This window comes from Streptomyces sp. NPDC046197 (assembly GCF_040646295.1).
GTDB lineage: Bacteria > Actinomycetota > Actinomycetes > Streptomycetales > Streptomycetaceae > Streptomyces.
In genome coordinates this window covers 501,203-521,902 of sequence record NZ_JBEYZY010000001.1, presented here as the reverse complement: position 1 = coordinate 521,902, position 20,700 = coordinate 501,203, and the positions used below count along the sequence as shown (strand labels likewise).

Annotated in this window: 21 protein-coding genes; 10 read left to right on the top strand and 11 right to left on the bottom strand. The window is 71.0% G+C overall.

Translation table 11 applies throughout. The features are described 5' to 3' along the window. Positions 1 to 44: 44 nt before the first annotated feature. Entirely contained in the window at positions 45 to 1,685 is a 1,641-nt protein-coding gene (gene dacB / locus AB0A61_RS02385; protein WP_361284757.1) for a D-alanyl-D-alanine carboxypeptidase/D-alanyl-D-alanine-endopeptidase, read from the bottom strand. A 79-nt stretch (positions 1,686 to 1,764) separates the two neighbouring features. On the opposite strand from dacB, the gene AB0A61_RS02380 reads away from it, so the two are divergent. Together AB0A61_RS02380 and AB0A61_RS02375 are read left to right on the top strand one after the other, a co-directional pair. Further along, positions 1,765 to 2,256, top strand: a complete 492-nt coding sequence (locus tag AB0A61_RS02380; RefSeq protein ID WP_361284754.1) for an inorganic diphosphatase — start codon at positions 1,765 to 1,767, stop codon at positions 2,254 to 2,256. A gap of 112 nt (positions 2,257 to 2,368) precedes the next feature. Beyond that, on the top strand, positions 2,369 to 4,078 hold the full coding sequence (locus AB0A61_RS02375) for a threonine/serine exporter family protein (RefSeq protein WP_361284751.1): 1,710 nt from the start codon (positions 2,369 to 2,371) through the stop codon (positions 4,076 to 4,078). A gap of 5 nt (positions 4,079 to 4,083) precedes the next feature. Here AB0A61_RS02375 and AB0A61_RS02370 read toward each other — a convergent pair whose 3' ends face one another. Beyond that, positions 4,084 to 5,166, bottom strand: a complete 1,083-nt coding sequence (locus tag AB0A61_RS02370) for a VTT domain-containing protein (RefSeq protein WP_361284748.1) — start codon at positions 5,164 to 5,166, stop codon at positions 4,084 to 4,086. A 151-nt stretch (positions 5,167 to 5,317) separates the two neighbouring features. On the opposite strand from AB0A61_RS02370, the gene AB0A61_RS02365 reads away from it, so the two are divergent. Then, positions 5,318 to 5,683, top strand: a complete 366-nt coding sequence (locus AB0A61_RS02365) for a YbjQ family protein (RefSeq protein WP_361285007.1) — start codon at positions 5,318 to 5,320, stop codon at positions 5,681 to 5,683. 87 nt (positions 5,684 to 5,770) lie between these two features. On the opposite strand, the gene AB0A61_RS02360 is transcribed toward AB0A61_RS02365, so the two are convergent. After that, positions 5,771 to 6,529 carry a MerR family transcriptional regulator gene (locus AB0A61_RS02360; protein ID WP_361284745.1) on the bottom strand — a complete coding sequence of 253 codons (759 nt, stop codon included), beginning with the start codon at positions 6,527 to 6,529 and terminating at the stop codon, positions 5,771 to 5,773. A gap of 122 nt (positions 6,530 to 6,651) precedes the next feature. On the opposite strand from AB0A61_RS02360, the gene AB0A61_RS02355 reads away from it, so the two are divergent. Together AB0A61_RS02355 and AB0A61_RS02350 are read left to right on the top strand one after the other, a co-directional pair. Beyond that, positions 6,652 to 7,935 carry an ion channel protein gene (locus tag AB0A61_RS02355; protein WP_361284743.1) on the top strand — a complete coding sequence of 428 codons (1,284 nt, stop codon included), beginning with the start codon at positions 6,652 to 6,654 and terminating at the stop codon, positions 7,933 to 7,935. 39 nt (positions 7,936 to 7,974) lie between these two features. After that, the gene (locus AB0A61_RS02350; RefSeq protein ID WP_361284740.1) at positions 7,975 to 9,384 is read left to right on the top strand and encodes a glutamate decarboxylase; all 1,410 of its coding nucleotides are present in this window, start codon (positions 7,975 to 7,977) and stop codon (positions 9,382 to 9,384) included. A 17-nt stretch (positions 9,385 to 9,401) separates the two neighbouring features. On the opposite strand, the gene AB0A61_RS02345 is transcribed toward AB0A61_RS02350, so the two are convergent. The 3 genes from AB0A61_RS02345 to AB0A61_RS02335 all read right to left on the bottom strand — a co-directional run bounded on the left by AB0A61_RS02345 (position 9,402) and on the right by AB0A61_RS02335 (position 12,616). After that, entirely contained in the window at positions 9,402 to 9,950 is a 549-nt protein-coding gene (locus tag AB0A61_RS02345; protein WP_361284737.1) for a DinB family protein, read from the bottom strand. Positions 9,951 to 10,143: 193 nt separating this feature from the next. After that, positions 10,144 to 11,604, bottom strand: coding sequence for an aldehyde dehydrogenase family protein (locus tag AB0A61_RS02340; RefSeq protein WP_361284734.1), 1,461 nt, complete (start codon positions 11,602 to 11,604; stop codon positions 10,144 to 10,146). 187 nt (positions 11,605 to 11,791) lie between these two features. After that, positions 11,792 to 12,616 (bottom strand): helix-turn-helix transcriptional regulator, encoded by an 825-nt coding sequence (locus AB0A61_RS02335; protein WP_361285004.1) that lies wholly within the window; start codon positions 12,614 to 12,616, stop codon positions 11,792 to 11,794. A gap of 334 nt (positions 12,617 to 12,950) precedes the next feature. Between AB0A61_RS02335 and AB0A61_RS02330 the strand changes: the two genes are divergently transcribed. Then, positions 12,951 to 13,448, top strand: a complete 498-nt coding sequence (locus AB0A61_RS02330) for an ATP-binding protein (RefSeq protein ID WP_361284731.1) — start codon at positions 12,951 to 12,953, stop codon at positions 13,446 to 13,448. A gap of 81 nt (positions 13,449 to 13,529) precedes the next feature. Here AB0A61_RS02330 and AB0A61_RS02325 read toward each other — a convergent pair whose 3' ends face one another. The 4 genes from AB0A61_RS02325 to AB0A61_RS02310 all read right to left on the bottom strand — a co-directional run bounded on the left by AB0A61_RS02325 (position 13,530) and on the right by AB0A61_RS02310 (position 15,161). Further along, positions 13,530 to 13,799 carry a DUF397 domain-containing protein gene (locus AB0A61_RS02325; RefSeq protein ID WP_361284728.1) on the bottom strand — a complete coding sequence of 90 codons (270 nt, stop codon included), beginning with the start codon at positions 13,797 to 13,799 and terminating at the stop codon, positions 13,530 to 13,532. 146 nt (positions 13,800 to 13,945) lie between these two features. Then, positions 13,946 to 14,413 carry an SRPBCC domain-containing protein gene (locus AB0A61_RS02320; RefSeq protein WP_361284725.1) on the bottom strand — a complete coding sequence of 156 codons (468 nt, stop codon included), beginning with the start codon at positions 14,411 to 14,413 and terminating at the stop codon, positions 13,946 to 13,948. A gap of 18 nt (positions 14,414 to 14,431) precedes the next feature. Beyond that, positions 14,432 to 14,779, bottom strand: a complete 348-nt coding sequence (locus AB0A61_RS02315) for a metalloregulator ArsR/SmtB family transcription factor (RefSeq protein WP_361284722.1) — start codon at positions 14,777 to 14,779, stop codon at positions 14,432 to 14,434. Between the two features lie 7 nt (positions 14,780 to 14,786). Next, on the bottom strand, positions 14,787 to 15,161 hold the full coding sequence (locus tag AB0A61_RS02310) for a glyoxalase superfamily protein (RefSeq protein ID WP_361284719.1): 375 nt from the start codon (positions 15,159 to 15,161) through the stop codon (positions 14,787 to 14,789). 262 nt (positions 15,162 to 15,423) lie between these two features. On the opposite strand from AB0A61_RS02310, the gene AB0A61_RS02305 reads away from it, so the two are divergent. Beyond that, on the top strand, positions 15,424 to 15,918 hold the full coding sequence (locus AB0A61_RS02305; protein WP_361284716.1) for a hypothetical protein: 495 nt from the start codon (positions 15,424 to 15,426) through the stop codon (positions 15,916 to 15,918). A 157-nt stretch (positions 15,919 to 16,075) separates the two neighbouring features. Beyond that, the gene (locus tag AB0A61_RS02300) at positions 16,076 to 16,615 is read left to right on the top strand and encodes a DUF4232 domain-containing protein (RefSeq protein WP_361284713.1); all 540 of its coding nucleotides are present in this window, start codon (positions 16,076 to 16,078) and stop codon (positions 16,613 to 16,615) included. A gap of 62 nt (positions 16,616 to 16,677) precedes the next feature. Here AB0A61_RS02300 and AB0A61_RS02295 read toward each other — a convergent pair whose 3' ends face one another. Beyond that, positions 16,678 to 17,778: a DUF2786 domain-containing protein gene (locus AB0A61_RS02295; protein ID WP_361284710.1), complete on the bottom strand. Its 1,101-nt coding sequence runs from the start codon at positions 17,776 to 17,778 to the stop codon at positions 16,678 to 16,680. Positions 17,779 to 17,938: 160 nt separating this feature from the next. On the opposite strand from AB0A61_RS02295, the gene AB0A61_RS02290 reads away from it, so the two are divergent. Beyond that, positions 17,939 to 18,691: a Clp protease N-terminal domain-containing protein gene (locus tag AB0A61_RS02290; RefSeq protein WP_361284707.1), complete on the top strand. Its 753-nt coding sequence runs from the start codon at positions 17,939 to 17,941 to the stop codon at positions 18,689 to 18,691. A gap of 57 nt (positions 18,692 to 18,748) precedes the next feature. Beyond that, positions 18,749 to 20,443: a bifunctional 3'-5' exonuclease/DNA polymerase gene (locus tag AB0A61_RS02285; protein WP_361284704.1), complete on the top strand. Its 1,695-nt coding sequence runs from the start codon at positions 18,749 to 18,751 to the stop codon at positions 20,441 to 20,443. The last annotated feature ends 257 nt before the right edge of the window (positions 20,444 to 20,700 follow it).

Genomic DNA, 20,700 nt, shown 5'->3' with positions numbered 1-20,700 from the left:
GGCGGCGCGGTGGCGCGGACCCGGGGTGATCCGAACGACACCCCCTAGCGGCAGCCGCAACTCGCCACGGCTGTGGCCGCGTTGTCCAGGACGGACTGGGCCGCCTGCGGGCCGGACGTGTTCTGCGCGAGGAAGGCGAAGGCCAGCAGGCGGCCCGCGCGGTCGACCACGGTTCCCGCCAGGGTGTTCACGCCCGTCAGCGTGCCCGTCTTGGCCCGTACGAGCCCTGCCGCGCCGTCGGCGTAGCGGGTGGCCAGGGTGCCGGTGAAGCCCGCGACGGGGAGGCCGGTGAGGACCGGGCGGAGCTCCGGGTGGGCCGGGTCGCCCGCCTTGACCAGCAACGCGGTGAGCAGGTCCGCCGTCAGCCGGTCGGTGCGGTCCAGACCGCTGCCGTCGTGGAACGCGGCGCCGTTCAGCGGAAGGCCGAGACTCGTCAGCCGGGCGGCGATCGCGGCCGCGCCACCGGCGAAGTCGGTCCGTTCCCCGGTCGCGGCGGCCGTCTGGCGGGCCAGCGCTTCGGCGATGTCGTTGTCGCTGTCGGTGAGCATGCGTTCGACCAGTGCGGACAGCGGCGGCGAGGAGACGGTCGCGAGGGTCTCCGCGCGGCCCGTCGCCCCGGTGGGCCCGGAGGACCCGGAGGACCCGGAGGACCCGGAGGACCCGGAGGACCCGGAGAATGTCGTCTCGATGCCGTCTCCGGCCAGGAACCGGGCGAAGGCGCGGGCCGCGTCGGCCGCCGGATCCATGGCGCGCGGGGCCGGGCCGCGCGTCGAGTCGTCGGTGCGGGCCTCGTCCGTCATCAGGGCGCTGACCGGGGCGAGGTTGCCGTTGACACCGATGACGTGGAACTCGGGGCCCGCGAACAGGCTGGTGTCGTACGACAGCGTCACCCGCGCCACCCCGCGCCCGCGCAGGGCGGCCGCCGTGTCGGCGGCGAGGGTGCGCAGGCTCGCCCAGCCCCGCGCGTCACGGCGGGCGGTGAGCGTGGGGTCGCCGCCGCCGACCAGGACCAGGTTCCCGGTGCCGGGCTCCAGGACGGCGCGGGTGGTGAGGCGGTGGTCGTCGCCGAGGGCGGACAGGGCCGCGACGGCGGTGGCGATCTTCGTGGTGGAGGCGGGGACGAGGGCGTCGTCGGCGCCCCGGGCGTAGAGCATCCTGCCGTCGGCGACGGCCACGACCGCCGCGGTGCTGCGGGTGCCGAGCACCGCGTCGTTCAGCAGCGGGTTCAGGACGTCGGCGAAGGCCGGCCCGGCGGGAGCGGACTTCACCGTGTTGCCGGTGCCGCCGAGGCCCACGAGCACCAGGGCCGCACTGGGCGCGGGCCGCGGCCGGTCGGCCGACGAACCGGACTTGTCGGACTGTGCGCCGTGATCTGTGCCACCCGCGTGCTCCCGGGCGACGGCCCGGTCCCGCTCGGCCGTACGCTGACCGGAGGAGTCCCAGGGACCGGCGGCGGTCACCACACCGGCGGCCAGCGCCAGCCCGGCGGTGGCGGCGCCCGCGGTGTACCGCCAGGTCTTCGGCCCCGCGGACCGCGTCACCCGCGGTATCGCGGACCGCGTGAGCCGTGCGACCCGCGGTCTCACGGACTGCGCGGCCCGTCTCAGGCGTGCCCGTGCGGACCGCGTGACCCGCGCCGGCCACGGCCTCGCGGCCCGCCAGGCCCTCAGCTCCGGCACGACCACCAGCCCCTTTCGCGATCACACACCTGCGTGAGGGACACTTAATCACCAGAACTATGTGCTGATCATGGAGGAGCCACCGGTGGAGTTCGACGTCACGATCGAGATTCCGAAGGGTTCGCGGAACAAGTACGAGGTGGACCACGAGACCGGTCGTATCCGCCTGGACCGTCGACTCTTCACTTCGACCAGCTACCCGGCCGACTACGGCTTCGTGGAGAACACCCTCGGCGAGGACGGCGACCCGCTGGACGCGCTGGTCATCCTGGACGAGCCGACGTTCCCCGGCTGCCTCATCAAGTGCCGTGCGATCGGCATGTTCCGGATGACGGACGAGGCCGGCGGCGACGACAAGCTGCTGTGCGTGCCGGCGTCCGACCCGCGGGTGGAGCACCTGCGGGACATCCACCACGTGTCGGAGTTCGACCGCCTGGAGATCCAGCACTTCTTCGAGGTCTACAAGGACCTGGAGCCCGGCAAGTCGGTCGAGGGCGCCAACTGGGTCGGCCGCTCCGACGCCGAGGCGGAGATCGAGCGTTCCCGCAAGCGCTTCCAGGAGCACGGCGGTCACTGACCCGCCCGTTGCCCCTCGGGCCGCGTCCACCCCATGGGGGCGGCGCGGCCCTTTGGTATGCCGGTGCGCATACTGAGGCATACGGAAGGTGTCGTTCAGGGAGCGTTGCTCAGTGACGGATGCGGAGGACCGCAAGCCGCAGTCGGACGAGGCGAGGAGCGCCGGCCGGCTCCCCGCGGGGCCCGCGGTGGCCCCCGCGGTCGACAGTGAGTCGTCCACGACCTCGGAGTTCGCCCTCCCCAAGGGGCTGGCCACGCCCAGAACCGGGAGCGAGTCGGAGACCACCTCCGAGTTCGCGCTCCCGAAGGGACTCGACGCGCCCCACGGGCCGGCCACCGAGCCGGACGGGTCCGCGTTCAGCCCGCCGAACACCTACAGCGCCCGGCAGGCCCCGCCCGCCTTCACGCCGCCGAACGGCATTCCCACGGTCAGCCTGACCAAGGACGCCCCCTGGCAGGACCGGATGCGCACGATGCTGCGCATGCCGGTCGCCGAACGACCGGCGCCGGAACCGGTGCAGAAGGCGGAGGAGGGCGGCCCGGCCGTCCCGCGCGTGCTGGACCTCACCCTGCGCATCGGTGAGCTGCTGCTCGCGGGTGGTGAGGGCGCCGAGGACGTCGAGGCGGCGATGTTCGCGGTCTGCCGCTCCTACGCCCTGGACCGCTGCGAGCCCAACGTCACCTTCACCCTGCTGTCGATCTCGTACCAGCCCTCCTTGGTGGACGACCCCGTGACGGCGTCCCGGACGGTACGGCGCCGGGCCACCGACTACACACGTCTGGCGGCCGTCTACCGGCTCGTCGCGGACCTGAGCGACCCGGAGACCCATGTCTCGCTGGAGGAGGCCTACCGGCGGCTCGCCGAGATCCGCCGCAACCGGCACCCGTACGCCGGCTGGGCGCTGACGGCGGCCGCCGGGTTGCTCGCCGGCGCGGCCGCCCTGCTCGTCGGTGGCGACCCGATCGTGTTCGTGGCGGCCGCGATCGGCGCGATGCTCGGCGACCGGCTGGCCTGGCTCTGCGCGGGGCGCGGGCTGCCGGAGTTCTACCAGTTCACGATCGCCGCGATGCCGCCCGCGGCGCTGGGCGTCGCGCTCACGGTGGCGCACGTGGACGTGAACGCGTCCGCGGTCGTCACCGGTGGCCTCTTCGCGCTGCTGCCCGGGCGGGCCCTGGTGGCCGGTGTCCAGGACGGCCTGACGGGCTTCTACATCACCGCCTCCGCGCGTCTGCTGGAGGTCATGTACTTCTTCGTCGGCATCGTCACCGGCGTGCTGGTGGTCCTGTACTTCGGCGTGAAGGTGGGCGCCCAGCTCAACCCCGACACGGCGCTCGGCGACAGCCAGCGGCCGGTGCTGCAGATCGTCGCGTCGATGCTGCTGTCGCTGACCTTCGCGGTCCTGCTGCAGCAGGAGCGGTCCACCGTGCTGTGGGTGACCCTCAACGGGGGCGTGGCGTGGTCGGTGTACGGGGCCATGCACTACGTCGGCGGCATCTCGCCGGTCGCCTCCACGGCGGTGGCGGCGGGGCTGGTGGGGCTGTTCGGGCAACTGCTGTCCCGGTACCGGTTCGCTTCGGCGCTGCCGTACACGACCGCGGCGATCGGGCCGTTGCTGCCGGGTTCGGCCACGTACTTCGGGCTGCTGTCGATCGCGCAGAACAACATCGACAAGGGGCTCGTGTCCCTGGCCAAGGCGGTGTCGCTCGCCATGGCCATCGCGATCGGGGTGAACCTGGGGTCGGAGATCTCGCGGCTGTTCCTCAGGATGCCGGGCGGCTCCGCCGCGGGGCGGCGGGCGGCCAAGCGGACCCGAGGGTTCTGAGCCTCCTACGGGGCGCGGTGGTAGCCGTCGTTGTACGGGTACTGCTGCTGGTGGGGGTCGTAGGTGTCCTGCTGGGTGCCGTACTGCTGCTGCGGGTGCTGCTGTCCGTAGTACTGGTCGTACCCGTACTGCTGCTGGTGGCCCTGGTTGTCGTAGGGCTGGTAGGGCTGATTGCCGTAGGGCTCGTTGGCGTAGGGCTGATTGCCGTGGGGCTGGTCGGCGTAGGGCTGATTGCCGTGGGGCTGGTCGGCGTAGGGCTGATTGCCGTAGGACTGGTCGGCGTAGGGCTGATTGCCGTAGGACTGGTCACCGTAGGAGTGGTGCTGGTCCTGGTGCTGGTACTGGTCCTGGTGCTGGTCCTGGTACGTCGGCTCGACCCGGCGCAGCCGGGTGGTGGCGTCGTCCATCACCGGCTGCTGGAGGTACGGCTCGTCCCGGGCCGGGGTGACGTCCGCCTTCGGGGCCTTCCCGGACTTTGAGCGGGCCCGCAGGAACTCGATGCCGATCGGGACGACCGAGACGAGGGAGATCAGGATGAGAATCGCCTCGATGTTGTTCTTGACGACGCCGACGTTGCCGAGCCAGGAGCCCAGGAGGGTGACCCCGGCCCCCCACAGGACGCCGCCGATGACGTTGAAGGTCACGAACGAGCGGTAACGCATGCCGCTGACGCCCGCGACGATCGGCGTGAACGTGCGTACCACGGGCACGAAGCGGGCCAGGATCAGCGACTTCGGGCCGTACTTCTCGAAGAACTCGTGCGCCTTGGTGATGTTCTCCTGCTTGAACAGGCGGGAGTCGGGGCGGTTGAAGAGGGACGGGCCCACCTTCTTGCCGAACATGTAGCCCGCCTGGTCGCCCAGGACGGCGGCGAGGCAGATGAGGGCGATCGCTCCCCACAGGGGGAAGTGCATCTGGTGCGAGGTGATCAGCAGACCGCAGGTGAACAGCAGGGAGTCGCCCGGCAGGAAGAAACCGATGAGCAGACCGGACTCGGCGAAGACCACAAGGAGCAGGCCCCAGATGCCGAAGGTGTCGAGGAGATGGTTCGGATCCAGCCAGCTCGGGCCGAGGGCAAGCGTCGTCACGGTTCCGGGCTCCTGAGGGGGTGGGGAGGACACGGCGGCGGTACAGCCTCCGGATACTGCCGCACAAAGCTATCAACGCCAGGTGTCGGCCCCGGGTTCCACCGGTGTCGACAGGATGCACGCCGGGCGCCCCGGGGCGAAGCTGTGGACCATGGGCATCGAGGACTACGGCGGCGGTCAGGGACCGCACCCGGACGTGCTGGTCGTGACGACGAACGATGTGCCGGGCCATCGCGTGCAGCAGGTCATCGGCGAGGTCTTCGGGCTGACCGTCCGCTCCCGGCACCTCGGCAGCCAGATCGGCGCGGGCCTGAAGTCGATGATCGGCGGTGAGCTCAAGGGGCTCACCAAGACGCTGGTGCAGACCCGCAACCAGGCGATGGAGCGGCTCGTCGAGCAGGCACGCGTGCGTGGCGCCAACGCGGTGCTGGCGTTCCGCTTCGACGTGAGCGAGGCCGCGGACGTGGGCACGGAGGTGTGCGCGTACGGAACGGCGGTGGTCCTGGCCCGGGAGTGACCCCTCAGGAGTGATCCCCGGAAGCGACCCCTGAGGGTGCCCGGACCAGGGTCCTGGGACCGGGCCACAGGTGCCCGGGCCAGGGTCCTAGGCGTGGCGGGTGGCGTTGGCGAGGATCGCCTCCTTGAGGTGCTCGGCCATGCCCGGCCGCACGGAGTCGTAGAACGCCTTGAAGCGCTCGTCGGCCACATACATCTCCGCAAGGCAGCGGTGCATCTCGTAGGAGCACTCGTAGAACCACTTGTTCATGTGCTGCCGGTGTTCCTCGGCCAGGTCCATGGCCGCCTCGCCGGCCGGCGGCCCACCCGCGGCCATCAGGGCGCCGTAGCGCTCGTGCCAGGCGTCGGTCTCGGCCTGCATGCGCTTCCAGTCGTCCTTGGTGTAACGGGCGGCGCGGCGCTGTGACTCGGCGTACGCCTCCGTGCCGCCCCAGCGCTGCTCCACCTCCTGCGCGTACTGCTCGGGGTCGTTGTCCCCGAAGACCTCGAACCGCTCTTCCGGCGTGAGGTTGATGCCCATCTTGCGTGCCTCCATGGCGTGCTCCACGGCCGCGGCCATCTTCTGCAGCTTCTCGATCCGGGCGGTCAGCAGTTCGCGCTGGCGGCGCAGGTGCGCGCGGGGGTCCGCGTCCGGGTCGTCGAGCAGGGCCGCGACCTCCTCGAGCGGGAAGCCGAGCTCCCGGTAGAACACGATCTGCTGCAGCCGGTCCAGGTCGTGGTCGTTGTAACGCCGGTGGCCCGCGTGGCTGCGCTCACTCGGGGCGAGCAGGCCGATGTCGTCGTAGTGGTGCAGCGTGCGCACCGTCACCCCGGCGAAACCGGCGACCTGTCCTACGGAGTAGCTCACTTCCGCTCCCTTCTCGGTACGCACTCCACGCTGCCGCCTCACGCGACGTGAGGTGCAAGCCCCTGGCTCTGTTGCGCCACTTCCGGGATGTTGAGCACCTTTTGTCCGTTTATGGTGAGCCCGTGGCTCAGGACACCGCGCAACAGGCACCCACCGCCCCGGCGACACCGGCCCGCGCGCTGCTGCCCCTGATCCTGCCTGCGGCCGCCGTCGGTGTCGGAGCCAGCCTGCTGTACCTGCTGGTGAGCGGAGCGGCCGAGCAGTTGCAGGGGGTGCTGTGGGGAGCCCTGCCCGACGCGCTGGGCATCGGACGGTACTCCGTGCTCTGGACGCTGATCATGCTCACCGCGACCGGGATCGCCGTGGGGCTCGTCGTGTGGAAGGTGCCCGGCCACGCGGGCCCGGACCCGGCCACCCTGGGACTCAACGCACCGGTATTCGCGCCCGTCGTGCTGCCCGGCCTGCTGCTGGCGACCGCGCTGATGCTGGCGGGCGGGCCGAGCCTGGGCCCAGAGAACCCGATCATCGCGGTGAACGTGGCGCTCGCCTTCTGGCTGGGCCGCAAGCTGGCCCCCCGGACGCCGGGGCCGCTGTGGTCGGTACTGGCCGAGGCCGCGACCATCGGCGCGCTGTTCGGCACGCCCGTCGCGGCGGCACTGGTGCTCTCCGAGGCGCTGGCCGGAAAGCAGATCAGGGGCGCCCTGTGGGACAGCCTCTTCGCGCCGCTGGCCGCGGGCGCCGTCGGGGCCATGACGACCACCCTGCTGGCCCACCCCACCTTCGACCTCGGCCTGCCTCCGGTCAGCGGGCCCCGCTGGGGTGAACTCCTCGCAGCGCTGGTGATCGCCCCCCTCGCCGCGCTGTTCGGCATGTGCGCGGTGTACGCCTTCCCGTACGTCCACGGCGCCTTCAAGCGGCTGCGCCACCCGATGGCGGCGCTGCCCGCCGGCGGACTGGTGCTGGGTCTCCTGGGGGCGCTGGGCGGCCATCTGACGCTCTTCAAGGGGCTGTCCGAGGTGAGGGAGCTGGCCCACAACCCCGACGGCTGGACGGCGGGGCAGTTCGCCACGATGTCGGCGGTGAAGCTGGCCGCGCTGCTGATCGCCGCGTCCTGCGGTTTCCGCGGCGGACGCATCTTCCCCTCGGTCTTCATCGGCTCCGCCTTCGGACTCGCGGCCCACGCCCTGGTGCCCGGGGTGCAACCGGCGGTGGGCGTGGCGGCGGGCGTGCTGGGCATGCTCCTTGCCGTCACCCGTCAGGGCTGGGTGAGTCTGTTCACAGCCGCGGTCCTCGTGGCCTCACCGACGATCATCGCTCTGCTGTGCATCGCCTCGCTGCCGGCCTGGCTGCTGGTGACCGGGCGGCCGCAGATGCAGCTCCGGGCGGACGGGACGGCGATCCGGTGACCGCCCCGACCCCCTCGATCCCTTCCCAGGAGGCCCTCCATGCCGCTCCACCTAGGCCACGAGAAGTCCGACGAGCGCCCCTTGCCCGTCAACCCCTTCTTCGGGGAGGCGAATCCGGTCGCCAGGATGGTCGAGGCTCCCCCCAAGCACCGGCTACCGACTACTCCCATGCCGCCCACGACGGCGTATCAACTGGTGCACGACGAGCTGATGCTGGACGGCAACGCCCGGCTCAACCTGGCCACTTTCGTCACCACGTGGATGGAGCCGGAGGCTGGGGTTCTCATCGACGAGTGCCTGGACAAGAACATGATCGACAAGGACGAGTACCCACGCACCGCCGAACTGGAGCGGCGCTGCGTGGCGATGCTCGCCAGCCTGTGGAACGCGAATCCGGCAGCCGCCGTGGGCTGTTCGACCACCGGGTCGAGCGAGGCGTGCATGCTCGCCGGGATGGCGCTCAAGCGGCGGTGGATGCGGCGCAACACCGACCGTTATCCGGCCGAGGACGTCCGCCCGAACCTCGTCATGGGCATCAATGTCCAGGTCTGCTGGGAAAAGTTCTGCAACTACTGGGAAGTCGAGGCCCGGCAGGTCCCCATGGAGGGAGACCGCTTTCACATCGACCCGCAGGCCGCCGCCGATTTGTGCGACGAGAACACCATCGGGGTCGTCGGCATCCTCGGCTCCACCTTCGACGGGTCCTACGAGCCGATCGCCGACCTGTGCACGGCCCTGGACGACCTTCAGGAGCGCACAGGGCTCGACATCCCGGTGCACGTCGACGGCGCGTCCGGCGCCATGATCGCACCCTTCCTCGACCAGGACCTGGTGTGGGACTTCCGTCTTCCGCGCGTGGCCTCGATCAACACCTCGGGACACAAGTACGGGCTGGTCTATCCGGGCGTCGGCTGGGCCCTGTGGCGCGACAAGGAGGCGCTGCCGGAGGAACTGGTCTTCCACGTCAACTACCTCGGTGGCGACATGCCGACCTTCGCGCTCAACTTCTCCCGGCCCGGGGCCCAGGTCGCCGCACAGTACTACGTGTTCCTCCGGCTCGGCCGCGAGGGCTTCCGGCTGGTGCAGCAGTCCACCCGGGACGTGGCGCGCGGGCTCGCGGAGCGGATCGAGGCGCTCGGCGACTTCCGGCTGCTGAGCAGGGGTGACGAACTGCCGGTCTTCGCCTTCACCACGGCACCTCACGTGCAGGCCTACGACGTTTTCGACATCTCCCGGCGGCTCCGCGAGAACGGCTGGCTGGTGCCCGCCTACACCTTTCCGCCCAACCGGAAGGATCTCTCCGTCCTGCGGGTGGTCTGCCGCAACGGCTTCTCGGTCGACCTCGCCGAGCTGTTCGTGGAGGACCTGAGCCGCCTGCTGCCGGAGCTGCGCCGCCAGCAGCAGCCCGCGACCCACGACCGGGGGGCGGCCACGAGCTTCCACCACTGACAGGCCGCCCGCCCGCCTCAGCCCCAGGAGGTCCCCCGCTCCATCGCCACCAGTTCGAACGCCGTCTTCCCGTCCAGCGACTCGCGGATGATGTCGGCATGGCCGGCGTGCCGGGCGGTCTCCCGGATCAGTTGCAGGCACAGCCAGCGCATCGAGACCCGTCCCTCCGGGGGGAACCACGGGTCGTTCGGCAGCGGGAAGGTGTCGTCGAGGCTGGGCACCGAGCGGACGAACGCCTCGGTCTCGGCGGCGACCTTCTCCCAGTACGCCAGCTGCGACTCCACGGTCTCGTCGCCGGTGAGCCGGAAGCACTCGTGCCAGTTGGACTCGTCGCGCTTGACCGCCGGCGACTCGCCCTTGGCCCGCGCGACCCAGCCCTGCTCCACCTCGGCGACGTGCTTGACGAGGCCGCCCAGGGACAGCTCGCTGACGCTCGGGCGGGAGCGGGCCTGCTCCTCCGTCAGCCCCAGCACGGCCCTGCGGATGCCTCCGCGCTGTTCCTCCAGGAAGGACAGCAGCGCTCCGCGCTCGTCACCGTGCGTCTCGGCGGGTACGTGAGTGACCATGACCGGCAGCCTTTCGTCGGGATCTGGTCCAGAGAGGCGCGTGCCGCCCTCTGCCTGACACCCATCACGCTACGGACCCTTGTGGTCAGCTTCTGTCCGCAACGTTCCGACACACCAGGCAGTCACCCGACGCACTGACGGTCGGCCCGACGCGCCCGACGGGTCAGCACCTGACGGGTCGGCACCCGACGGGTCAGAAGGGGAATCGGCTCCGGCCGTGCTGCACCGAGATCCACTTCACCGTGGTGAAGGCCTCGAGGGTCGTCTCCCCGTTCAGCCTGCCGATGCCGGAGTGCTTCTCGCCGCCGAAGGGGACGAGCGGCTCGTCGTGAACGGTGCCGTCGTTCACGTGGAACATGCCGGAGTCGATCTGCTTGGCGAACTGCACACCGCGCTCGACGTCCGCCGTGTGCACGGCGCCGCTGAGGCCGTACGGGCTGTCGTTGACGAGGCGGACGGCCTCCTCCTCGCCGTCGAACGGGACGAGGAAGACGACCGGGCCGAAGACCTCCTGCTGGAGCAGGGCGGAGTCGGCGGGTACGTCGGTCAGGACGGACGGTTCGACCAGGTTGTCGGTGGTGGTGCCGTGCACCAGGGCCGTGGCGCCCTCGGCGATCGCCTGGTCGACCGCGCCCGAAACGGCCTTGGCCTGCGTGGAGTTGATGACCGGGCCGATCACGGTCTGCGGGTCGCGCGGGTCGCCCACCTTCAACGACTTCACCTTGGCGACGAACTTCTCGGTGAACTCGTCGGCGATCGAGCGGTCGACGAGCACCCGGTTCGCGGCCATGCACACCTGGCCCTGGTGGACGTACCGGCTGAAGACCGCCGCGTCGACCGCGTAGTCCAGGTCCGCGTCGTCGAGGACCACCAGGGCGCTGTTGCCGCCCAGTTCGAGCACCGAGCGCTTGAAGTGGGAGGCACAGACCGTGGCGACGTGCCGGCCGACCTTGTCGGAGCCGGTGAAGGAGATGACCTTGGGGACCGGGTGCTCGATGAACGCGTCGCCGATCTCCGCTATGTCGGTGACCACCACGTTCAGCAGGCCGGCCGGAAGCCCCGCCTCCTCGAAGATCCGGGCCAGCAGGGTCCCGCCGGTGACGGGGGTGTTCTGGTGCGGCTTGAGCACCACGGCGTTGCCGAGGGCGAGGGCCGGGGCGACCGACTTGATCGACAGCAGGAAGGGGAAGTTGAAGGGGCTGATCACACCCACGACACCGACCGGGACGCGGTAGACGCGGTTCTCCTTGCCGTCGGTCGGCGACGGGATGATCTTCCCCTCGGGGCGCAGCGCCAGGTGGACCGACTCCCGCAGGAACTCCTTGGCCAGGTGCAGCTCGAAGCCGGCCTTCAGCAGCGTGCCGCCGAGTTCGGCGATGATCACCTCGGTGATCTCCTGCTCGCGCTCCTCGATCAGGCGCAGCGCCTTCTCGAACACCGTGCGGCGGGCGTAGGCGTTGGTCGCGGCCCACTCCTTCTGGGCACGAGCGGCCGCCCGGTAGGCCTGATCGACCTCGTCGACGGTGGCTATGGTGATCGACGCCAGCTTCTCACCGTCGTACGGGTTGAAGTCGATGATGTCCCAGGAACCGGTGCCCGGGCGCCACTCACCGTCGATGTACTGCTGGGCCAGGTCGGTGAAGTAGGACGACATGTGATCCCTTTCCCCCTGCTGCCGAGGCGGTCGAAGCAGTCGGAGCCCGATCAACTCCCGATCACTTCTTCACTCTGATCACGCGTCATCGTACTTGCGCGCTAAGAGAGTTGGGCGAGTACTCCGTCGTTCCGAGGTATTCCCCGGGAATCCCCGGGAACCGTGCGGTTTCCTGGGACGGCCTGCCCTAGGACAGCTGGAGGAGCCCACGCAGCAGGTCACGGCTCTCGTGCGGAGCCGGGCTGTCCTGCTGCAGTTCCTTCAGCGCGTTCTCGTACAGTCCGACGTCCTCGCGTTTGTCCAGGTAGAGCGCGCTGGTGAGCTGCTCCAGGTAGACCACGTCCGACAGGTCGGACTCCGGGAAGCTGAGGATCGTGAAGGCGCCGGACTCGCCGGAGTGCCCGCCGAAGCCGAAGGGCATCACCTGAAGCCGCACATTGGGCCGCTCGGAGATCTCGATCAGGTGCTGGAGCTGGCCGCGCATCACCTGGCGGTCGCCGTACGGGCGGCGCAGGGCGGCCTCGTCCAGGACGATGTGAAGTTCCGGGGCGTTCTCGGAGACCAGGTACTTCTGGCGCTCCAGACGCAGCGCCACGCGCCGCTCGACGTCCGCCTCGCTCGCGCCCTTCATGCCGCGCCGGACCACCGCGCGGGCATACGCCTCGGTCTGCAGCAGCCCGTGCACGAACTGGACCTCGTAGACACGGATGAGGGAAGCCGCGCCCTCCAGGCCCACATAGGTGGGGAACCAGCTGGGCAGGACGTCCGAGTAACTGTGCCACCAGCCCGCGACGTTGGCCTCCTTGGCGAGGGAGAGGAGTGAGGTGCGCTCCGCCTCGTCCGTGATGCCGTACAGCGTCAACAGGTCTTCCACGTCCCTCGTCTTGAAGCTCACCCGGCCAAGCTCCATCCGGCTGATCTTCGATTCCGAGGCGCGGATCGAGTACCCCGCGGCCTCGCGCGTGATCCCCCGCGCTTCACGCAGTCGCCTGAGTTGCGAGCCGAGCAGCATGCGCCGCACCACCGATCCGGGCTCTCCCGCGCTCACGTTCGCCAGCCTCCCCAACCGTCTTCAGGGGCCGCAGTCTGCCACTAAAATACTTCGAGCAGTACTCGTGCGATTACGGAAACGAAGAGAGATCAAAGGAACCGCGCAGGCGGAGGCAAGAAGGAGGCAAGCGGCGGACGAGAGGATGGCGGAAAAAAATGGCCAGTAAGCGGTACGGGCAGGTCCAATTCGGGCGCGTGCACGTGCATCTGCCCTTGCATCTGCTGTACGCATCCGAAACCATGGACTCGCGCCACCGCTGCATCGCAACGACCGCGAATTCCCGGGAGTGCCTCGCATGGGGACGAATGGATCGACCATGCTCAAGCCGTTACGGCAGGGCCTTCCGCCGCTGGACCCCGCGGCCGTGTCCGACGCCGCCTCCTGCGCTCTGCCCGCCCGCTACGAAGCCGTGCGCGAGGCCCGGCAGTTCACCCGCCGAACGCTCGACCAGTGGGACACGGCCGACCGTTTCGACGACGTCTGCCTGGTGGTCTCCGAGCTGGTCACCAACGCGCTGCGGCATGCGCTGCCGGCGTCCGCGCCCCGCGCCCGTGAGCAGTTGGCGCCCGTGCGGCTGCACCTGATGCACTGGACCGGGCGGCTGGTCTGTGCCGTGCGGGACCCCAGCCACGACACCCCGATAGCCCGGGACACGGACGACTTCTCGGCGGAGTCGGGCCGCGGCCTGTTCCTCGTCGACTCCTTCAGCGACAGCTGGGGCTGGCACCCGCTCTCCGGCGCGCTGGGCGGCAAGGTCGTCTGGGCCCTGTTCCGGCTCCGGACCGGCGAATGACGAACCGCGGCGTCCGTCGACGCCGCGGTTCTACGCGCGTTACCTCCGGTAACCCCAGGCCGCAGCGGCCGGGCGGGCCACTCACCCCACGATCAGGTGGTCGAACTCGCCGTCCTTGATGCCCAGCAGCATCGCCTCGATCTCCGCGCGCGTGTAGACGAGCGCCGGACCGTCGGGGAAGCGCGAGTTGCGCACGGCCACCTCACCGCCCGGCAGCCGCGCGAACTCCACACAGGAGCCCTGGGAGTTGCTGTGCCGGCTCTTCTGCCAGGCCACCCCGCGCAGCTGCGTGGCCGCCATGCCGTTGTGCACGTCGTACCCCCCGCACACGCCCTCAACGTCGTGGTCCACAGGTCGCTCCCCGGTGGTGCACTGGCTGGTGTGGCCATTGATGCATCGGTCAACTGACCCGGATCATAGCTCTGTTCATGTGCAGTTGCATGAGCAGATGCACGTGCACGCGCAGTGGTGCGACGGTTACAGCTTTGGTTTCCGCTTTACCGAAGCTGCTCCAGCGTCTGCCCCAGAGCCCGCAGGACATGCGACCGCCAGCCCCCGTCCATGATCGTCCGCGCCATCATCTGCGCCGGGTCGTCCGGATCGAATCCCTCGTGTACTAGGAAGAGACGCGTACCGCGGCCCTCCTGTTCCAGCGTCCATGTGAGGGTCCAGTGCACGGGGTTGGCCGGATCGGCGTCGACCCAGCGGACGGACAGCGTCCGCTCGACGTCGTAGCCGAGGACCTCCACGTCGACGACACCGGAGAAGTTCGCGTTGGGCCGCGGGACGGAGGTCATCCGGTACCGGTGCCCGGCCTCCAGGCGGAAGCCCTCGGCGCCGGGCATCTGCCACTGCGCGAGCAGCGCGGGCTCCGTCAGCGCACGCCAGACCTTGGCGGGCGGATGGGGGAAGAACTGGTCGACGCGGACGGTGGTCAGGTCGTCATCGCCGGGCGTGGTGCTCATGTCGGGTCATCGTGGCACTCAGGAGGGTTCGTCGTCGGGCAGCCGGTCCAGGAGTTCGGCGAGGTCCTTCATCCGGCCGCGCCAGAACCGCTCGTACGGGTGGAGCCAGTCCTGCACCTCGGCGAGCGGGGCCGCCTCCAGTCGGTAGATGCGCTGCCGGCCGGAGCGTTGCTCCGAGACCAGACCGGCCTCCCGGAGCACCTTGAGGTGTTCCGAGAGGCTGGGGCGGCGCATGTCGAAGTGATCGGCCAGGGCCTGGACGGGCTGCGGCCCCTCGTCGCGCAGCAGCCGCAGCACCTCACGGCGGGTGGCGTTGGCCAGAGCGGCGAAGACGCGGTCCTCCGCGGCGGTACCCGTCCCGTTCATGAGGCCGTCAGAAGCCTTCCTTCTCCGTCAGCAGCATCAGGCCGTTGCCGTCGGGATCCCGGAAGGAGGCCATGCGCCCCCAGGGCAGCTCGTCCGGGCCCTGCACAACGACCCCCGACGCGGCGAGCCGCGCACAGTCGGCGTCGACGTCGGTGGTGACCAACATGATCCCGCGAGCCGACCCGGGCACGAAATCGCCCATCCCGGGTCCGGAGAGCGTGAAGACCGTCTGCGCCCCTCGGGGCGCGACCTGCAGCCACCGGCCCTGCGGCATCTCCCGGTCCGCGGTCACCTCGAAGCCGAGTACGTCCGTGTAGAAGCGCAGGGCGCGGTCCTCGTCCACGACGGGGAGGGTGACGAAGGAGGCGTGGGTGATGTTCATGGGCACGACGATAGGTAGGTGATTCCCTACCCGTCAAGCGTAGGGGATCTCCTACGTATGAGCCGGGTCCGCTCCGCGCGGTGACAATGCCGGGTCCGCTCCGCGCGGTGACGATGCCGGGTCCGCTCCGCGCGGTGCCGATCGGACCCGTTGCCGCCGGGTGCGGGAGCCGCGCCGGTCAGCGGTCCGGCGTGTCCTGGTAGCTTCTGCCGTCGTACCCCGGCCGCCGGGCGGCCGACCGGCTACACGTGGGGAGCTTCCAGTGACTACGGCGACCAGGACGGTGCGGCTCGCGGCCACGGCCACGGGTCTGATCGGCGCGCTCGCGCTGACGGCGTGCAGCGGCGGCGGCTCCAAGGACGGCTCCTCCCCCTCCCCCGTCGCGTCGTCTGCGCCGACCGCGGGCACCGGTGGCGACACGGGCGGCGCCACGGCCAAGGCCGATGGGCTGGAAGGCAGTTGGCTCACCACCAGCGGCGGCAAGGCCGTGGTCCTGGTGGTCACCGGCAAGAAGGCGGGGCTCTTCGCCACCGGCGGGTCCGTGTGCAGCGGGACCGCGGGCGAGGAGGCCGGGATGCAGATGATCCACCTCAAGTGTTCCGACGGAAGCAGGAAGCGCGCGACCGGCATGGTGGACTCTGTCAATAAGACCACCCTCAAAGTCACCTGGGAGGGTGAACTCGGCCAGGAGACATACACCCGGTCGGAGGGCACGACGTTCCCGTCCGGCCTGCCCACGGCGAGCCTGGGCTCCTGACGTTCGCGCAGGCCGGCGGGGTATGACAGCCGTCGGCCGCCGCGGTGTGGCCCTCTGGGCGGTGCGCGACGCCCGACCGGAGGCGGGGCGGGCAACCACGCCGACCGTTCATACGTGATGATCCTTGAGCATCGTCACGAGCCCAAGGAACGACCTCATGCGCGCCATTCCGATCACCATCACCGCGGTCGCCGCGGCCCTCGTCCTCACCGCCTGCGACAGCGGCGGCAGTGGCAGCAGCAGCGGCAGCGACACCGGAAGCAAGAACACCGACAGCACCGCCTGCCGGATCGGCGAGGTCGGGGTGCAGGTCGGCCCCGCCAACGCCGCGCCCGGCGCCGGGGACACGGGCAACATCCCCGTCGTGATCACCAACAACGGCGCCCGGTGCACCGTGCAGGGCTTCCCCGCCGTCAGCCTGTCCTCCTCGAGCGCCTCGGCGACCGTACCGACGGACAGGACCAGCACGCCGCAGAAGCTGACCCTCGCCAAGGGCGACACCGCCTCCTTCACCCTCACCTATGTGCGTGGCAAGGAGGGCGACGCCAAGAGTCTGGGCGCGAGGACGCTCAGGCTCGCTCTGCCCGGGGCCGACGGCAGCAAGAGCTTCACCTGGTCGTACGGCCCGGTCCAGGGCAAGAAGGACGCCACCGACGTCGACGCGTCGGTGACCGCCATCCAGCAGGCCGGGGACTGACCGGCCGGCCGGAGCGGACAGCCAGGACCCGACCGCGGGGCCGGCCAGTGGGCCGCGTGCCGTCAGCTCAGGGGGCGGCGGGGCCTCACCTGGGCCCGGTCCGCGGCCTGCGCGCCCTCGGTCCAGCCCGCCGCGTCGCTCACGCCGCGCAGCCGGGTGGTGGTCGTCTCCGGGAACATGCGGTCCAGCCGACCGGTGACCGCGAGGTCCCGGCCTGCCAGGACCGGCAGCAGGTCCGCGGTGACCTGGGTCTCGGCGGCGGCCGCGAGCCGGGTGCCGATGCGGTGGGCGTAGGCGGCCAGGAAGGACTGCCGGAAGGTCTTGGTCCGCCTGCGGCCGCCGGCTCTCTGTTCGGCCTCGGCCTTCGTCATCGCGGTCGTGGCCTGGACGAGGAGCGAGGCGTAGAGCAGTTCCACCACCTCCAGGTCCGCCTCGAAGCCGACGACGGTGGAGAAGCCGAGGGGCTCGTTCCACACGGCGCGGCAGTGGTTGGCGGTGGCGACGGCGTCCAGCAGCACGGCCTTGGCCTGCTCGTACGGCGGTTCGACGCCTATGCGGCAGGCGCCCGGCGCATCGGCGGCCGGGGCGCGGGCGGCGAGCAGCGCCTCGTCGATGCTGTGCCGGGTCATCAGTTCCTGCGCCTTGGCGCTCAGCGCCTCCGCCTCCTGCGGATATCCGGTCGCCTCCGCCTTGGCCAGCAGCGCGCGGATCCTGGTGAGCATGCGGGACTCGGCCCTGGGCGCGTGTGCCGGCTCGTCCAGGGCCTCCAGCGGAGGCAGCCGCAAGAGCAGGCGGTACAGCTCCAGCAGGGCCGTGGCGTGCGAGAAACGGTCGGCACGGGGCGCTTCCCGGGCGTCCAGGTCGTCGAGCTGGGCGGCCCAACGGGGGCCTCGGGGCCGGTCTTTGGGGGCCTGTGCGCGGATCAGCGCCGACACCAGACGTACGTGTGCGTCGTCCAACTCCCGGCGCACGATGCGCACCACGTCGGCGGGCTGCCAGCCGCGCCGCCATGCCGCCGCCAGGAACTCCTCGCCCCGCCCGGCGAGTTCGCCGTCGGCCGCCGGATCGGCCGCGAGCAGAGATGCGCCGGTGTCGAGGGCGGCGTCGGTCGGGGCGTAGAGCGCGGCCTCGAAGGCGCGGTCGACAGTGCTGGGCGTACTCACCCGTCGATCGTGCCATGGCGACGGAAACGGCTGTCCACACCCTGTGGACAACCCGACCGGTGTCCGCCCACCCGTTGAAGCAACTGACGCGGTTCCCGCCACACACCTCAACTGTCAACTCGGGGTTGACGCCGCCTGCATGTCAACCTACGGTTGACACATGACGAACCCCATCCCGTCAGTCGTCCGTCTCGACGACCTCATCGCAGCCATCAAGAAGTTCCACGCCGAGCCGCTGGACCAGCTCCAGGACGCCGTGATCGCCGGTGAGCACCTCGGGGAGGTGGCCGACCACCTGATCGGCCACTTCGTCGACCAGGCACGCCGCTCGGGCGCGTCGTGGACCGAGATCGGCCAGAGCATGGGCGTCACCCGGCAGGCCGCCCAGAAGCGCTTCGTGCCGAAGGAGTCGGTCGACCTCGACCCCGGCCAGGGCTTCAGCCGATACACACCGAGGGCCCGCAAGACGGTCATGGTCGCCCACGACCGGGCGAAGTCCACCGGAGGCACCGAGGTCCTGCCGGAACACCTGGCCCTGGGTCTGCTCTCCGAACCCGAGGGGCTGGCCGCGAAGGCGATCACCGAACAGGGCGTCACCCTCGACGCGGTCCGCACGGCCGCGGCGGCCGCACTGCCGCAGGCGTCCGGCGAGGTTCCAGAGCTCGTCCCGTACGGTCCCGCGGCCAGAAAGGTCCTGGAACTCACCTTCCGCGAGGCCCTACGCCTCGGCCACAACTACATCGGCACCGAACACGTCCTGCTCGCCCTGCTGGAACACGAGAACGGCGAGGGCGTGCTCAGCGGCCTCGGCATCACCAAGCCCCGGGCGGAGGCGTTCGTGGCGCAGGTGCTGGCGGAGCTGGTGACGGCCCGCGAGGGGGAACAGCGGGGCGAGGACGGTGCCAAGGGCTGAGCAGCCCGGAACCGCAGGTCGGGGCCTTTGTCAGACCCGGCTGCGACACTCGTCGGCATGACCGGTCGATGGGCGCTGGCTCCGACCGAGGACGGCGGCGCCGAGCTCGCCGCCCTCGGTCCGGGCGGGCTGCCCACCGGGCCGGTGGTCCGGGAGGCGGACCTCGCCGAAGCCGTCCGTACCAGACCGGACGTCACACGCTGGGTCTGGCGGTCCACCGCCGAGGTCGGCCCGCGCCTGCTCGCCGCGGGGGTGCGAGTCGAGCGGTGCTACGACATCGAGGACGCCGAGACGCTCCTCCTCGGCCACGAGGGGCGCTACGGCGAGCCTCGCTCGGCCGCCGCCGCCCTGGCCCGGCTGCGCGGCGGCCCCGTACCGCCGGATCCGCCCCAGCGGTCCGCCGAACCCGGCGCGCAGTCCCCGCTCTTCGAGCCCCAGGGTGCGCTGCGTCTCCCGCTGGAGGACCTCATCGCGGTCTACGCCGAACAGCAACGGCGGCACGAGCGGACCGAACACCCCGACCGCATGCGCCTGCTGACCGCCGCCGAGTCGGCGGGGATGCTGGTGGCGGCCGAGATGAACCGCGCGGGCCTGCCCTGGCGCGCGGACGTGCACCGCGAGGTGCTGCACGAGCTGCTCGGAGAGCGGTACGCGGGCGGCGGCGAGCCCCGCCGCCTGGCCGAACTCGCCGACCAGGTGTCGGCCGCCTTCGGCCGCCGGGTGCGGCCCGATCTGCCCGCCGATGTCGTCAAAGCCTTCGCCCAGGCCGGGATCAAGGTCGGATCGACCCGTCGCTGGGAGATCCAGTCCGTCGACCATCCGGCCGTGGGGCCCCTGCTGGAGTACAAGAAGCTCTACCGGATCTGGGTCGCCCACGGCTGGACCTGGCTGCAGGACTGGGTGCGGGACGGGCGGTTCCGTCCGGAGTTCCTCGCGGGCGGCACGGTCACCGGGCGCTGGGTGACCAACGGCGGGGGTGCGCTGCAGATCCCGAAGGTCATCCGGCGTGCCGTGGTCGCCGATCCCGGATGGCGGCTCGTCGTCGCCGACGCCGACCAGATGGAGCCGCGGGTGCTCGCCGCGATCTCCCGTGACCCCGGTCTGATGGAGGTGGCCGGCCGGGAGAGCGATCTGTACCAGTCGGTGTCCGACCGGGCCTTCTCCGGCGACCGCGCCCAGGCCAAGCTCGCCGTGCTGGGCGCGGTCTACGGCCAGACCTCCGGCGACGGCCTGAAGAACCTCGCCGCACTCCGGCGCCGCTTCCCCAAGGCCGTGGCCTACGTCGACGAGGCGGCGCGGGCCGGCGAGGAGGGCCGGCTGGTACGCACCTGGCTGGGCCGTACGTGCCCGCCGGCGGCCGGGGCCGGCGACGACGCCACGGAAGAGGCGGGCCTCCCCCAGGACGACCGGGTCGAGCAGCCCGCCGGCCAGGGCTGGATGCCGGGGTACGCCTCCACCGACTCCCGGGCCCGCGGCCGCTTCGCGCGCAACTTCGTCGTCCAGGGCAGTGCCGCCGACTGGGCGCTGCTGCTGCTCGCCGCCCTGCGCCGGACCTGCCGGGACATGGCGGCCGAACTGGTCTTCTTCCAGCACGACGAGGTGATCGTGCACTGCCCGAAGGAGGAGGCCGACACGGTCGTCGAGGCCATCCGGGAGGCGGCGGAGCTGGGGGGCCGGCTGACCTTCGGAAACACGCCGGTGCGGTTTCCGTTCACGACGGCGGTGGTGAAGTGCTATGCGGACGCCAAGTAGGTCGAGCGGGCCGCGGACGCCGCGGGATCAGATGCCGTCGGACGCGGCGGGGTCGGCTCGCGCCGGGGGGCAGGGCGGTCGGCTCCGGGTCGGGGGCGGGTCGGTCGGCTCCGCGCCGGACGCCACGGGAGTCGGCTCACGCCGAGTGACGCGTCGGTCAGCTCACGCCGGGGGCAGGTCGGTCAGCTCCGCGCGGGTCGGTCGGCTCGCGCCTCGTGACGGGTCGGTCAGCTCCGCGCCAGGGGCGGGTCGGTCGG

Bases quoted from the DNA above. Each gene is read 5' to 3' on its own strand.
- AB0A61_RS02335 (WP_361285004.1), bottom strand. From the start codon at position 12,616: ATGCTGCTCGGCTCGCAACTCAGGCGACTGCGTGAAGCGCGGGGGATC.
- AB0A61_RS02300 (WP_361284713.1), top strand. From the start codon at position 16,076: ATGCGCGCCATTCCGATCACCATCACCGCGGTCGCCGCGGCCCTCGTC.
- AB0A61_RS02345 (WP_361284737.1), bottom strand. From the start codon at position 9,950: ATGGTCACTCACGTACCCGCCGAGACGCACGGTGACGAGCGCGGAGCG.
- AB0A61_RS02340 (WP_361284734.1), bottom strand. From the start codon at position 11,604: ATGTCGTCCTACTTCACCGACCTGGCCCAGCAGTACATCGACGGTGAG.
- AB0A61_RS02285 (WP_361284704.1), top strand. From the start codon at position 18,749: ATGACCGGTCGATGGGCGCTGGCTCCGACCGAGGACGGCGGCGCCGAG.
- AB0A61_RS02365 (WP_361285007.1), top strand. From the start codon at position 5,318: ATGGGCATCGAGGACTACGGCGGCGGTCAGGGACCGCACCCGGACGTG.
- AB0A61_RS02350 (WP_361284740.1), top strand. From the start codon at position 7,975: ATGCCGCTCCACCTAGGCCACGAGAAGTCCGACGAGCGCCCCTTGCCC.
- AB0A61_RS02310 (WP_361284719.1), bottom strand. From the start codon at position 15,161: ATGAACATCACCCACGCCTCCTTCGTCACCCTCCCCGTCGTGGACGAG.
- AB0A61_RS02315 (WP_361284722.1), bottom strand. From the start codon at position 14,779: ATGAACGGGACGGGTACCGCCGCGGAGGACCGCGTCTTCGCCGCTCTG.
- AB0A61_RS02290 (WP_361284707.1), top strand. From the start codon at position 17,939: ATGACGAACCCCATCCCGTCAGTCGTCCGTCTCGACGACCTCATCGCA.
- AB0A61_RS02320 (WP_361284725.1), bottom strand. From the start codon at position 14,413: ATGAGCACCACGCCCGGCGATGACGACCTGACCACCGTCCGCGTCGAC.
- AB0A61_RS02330 (WP_361284731.1), top strand. From the start codon at position 12,951: ATGGGGACGAATGGATCGACCATGCTCAAGCCGTTACGGCAGGGCCTT.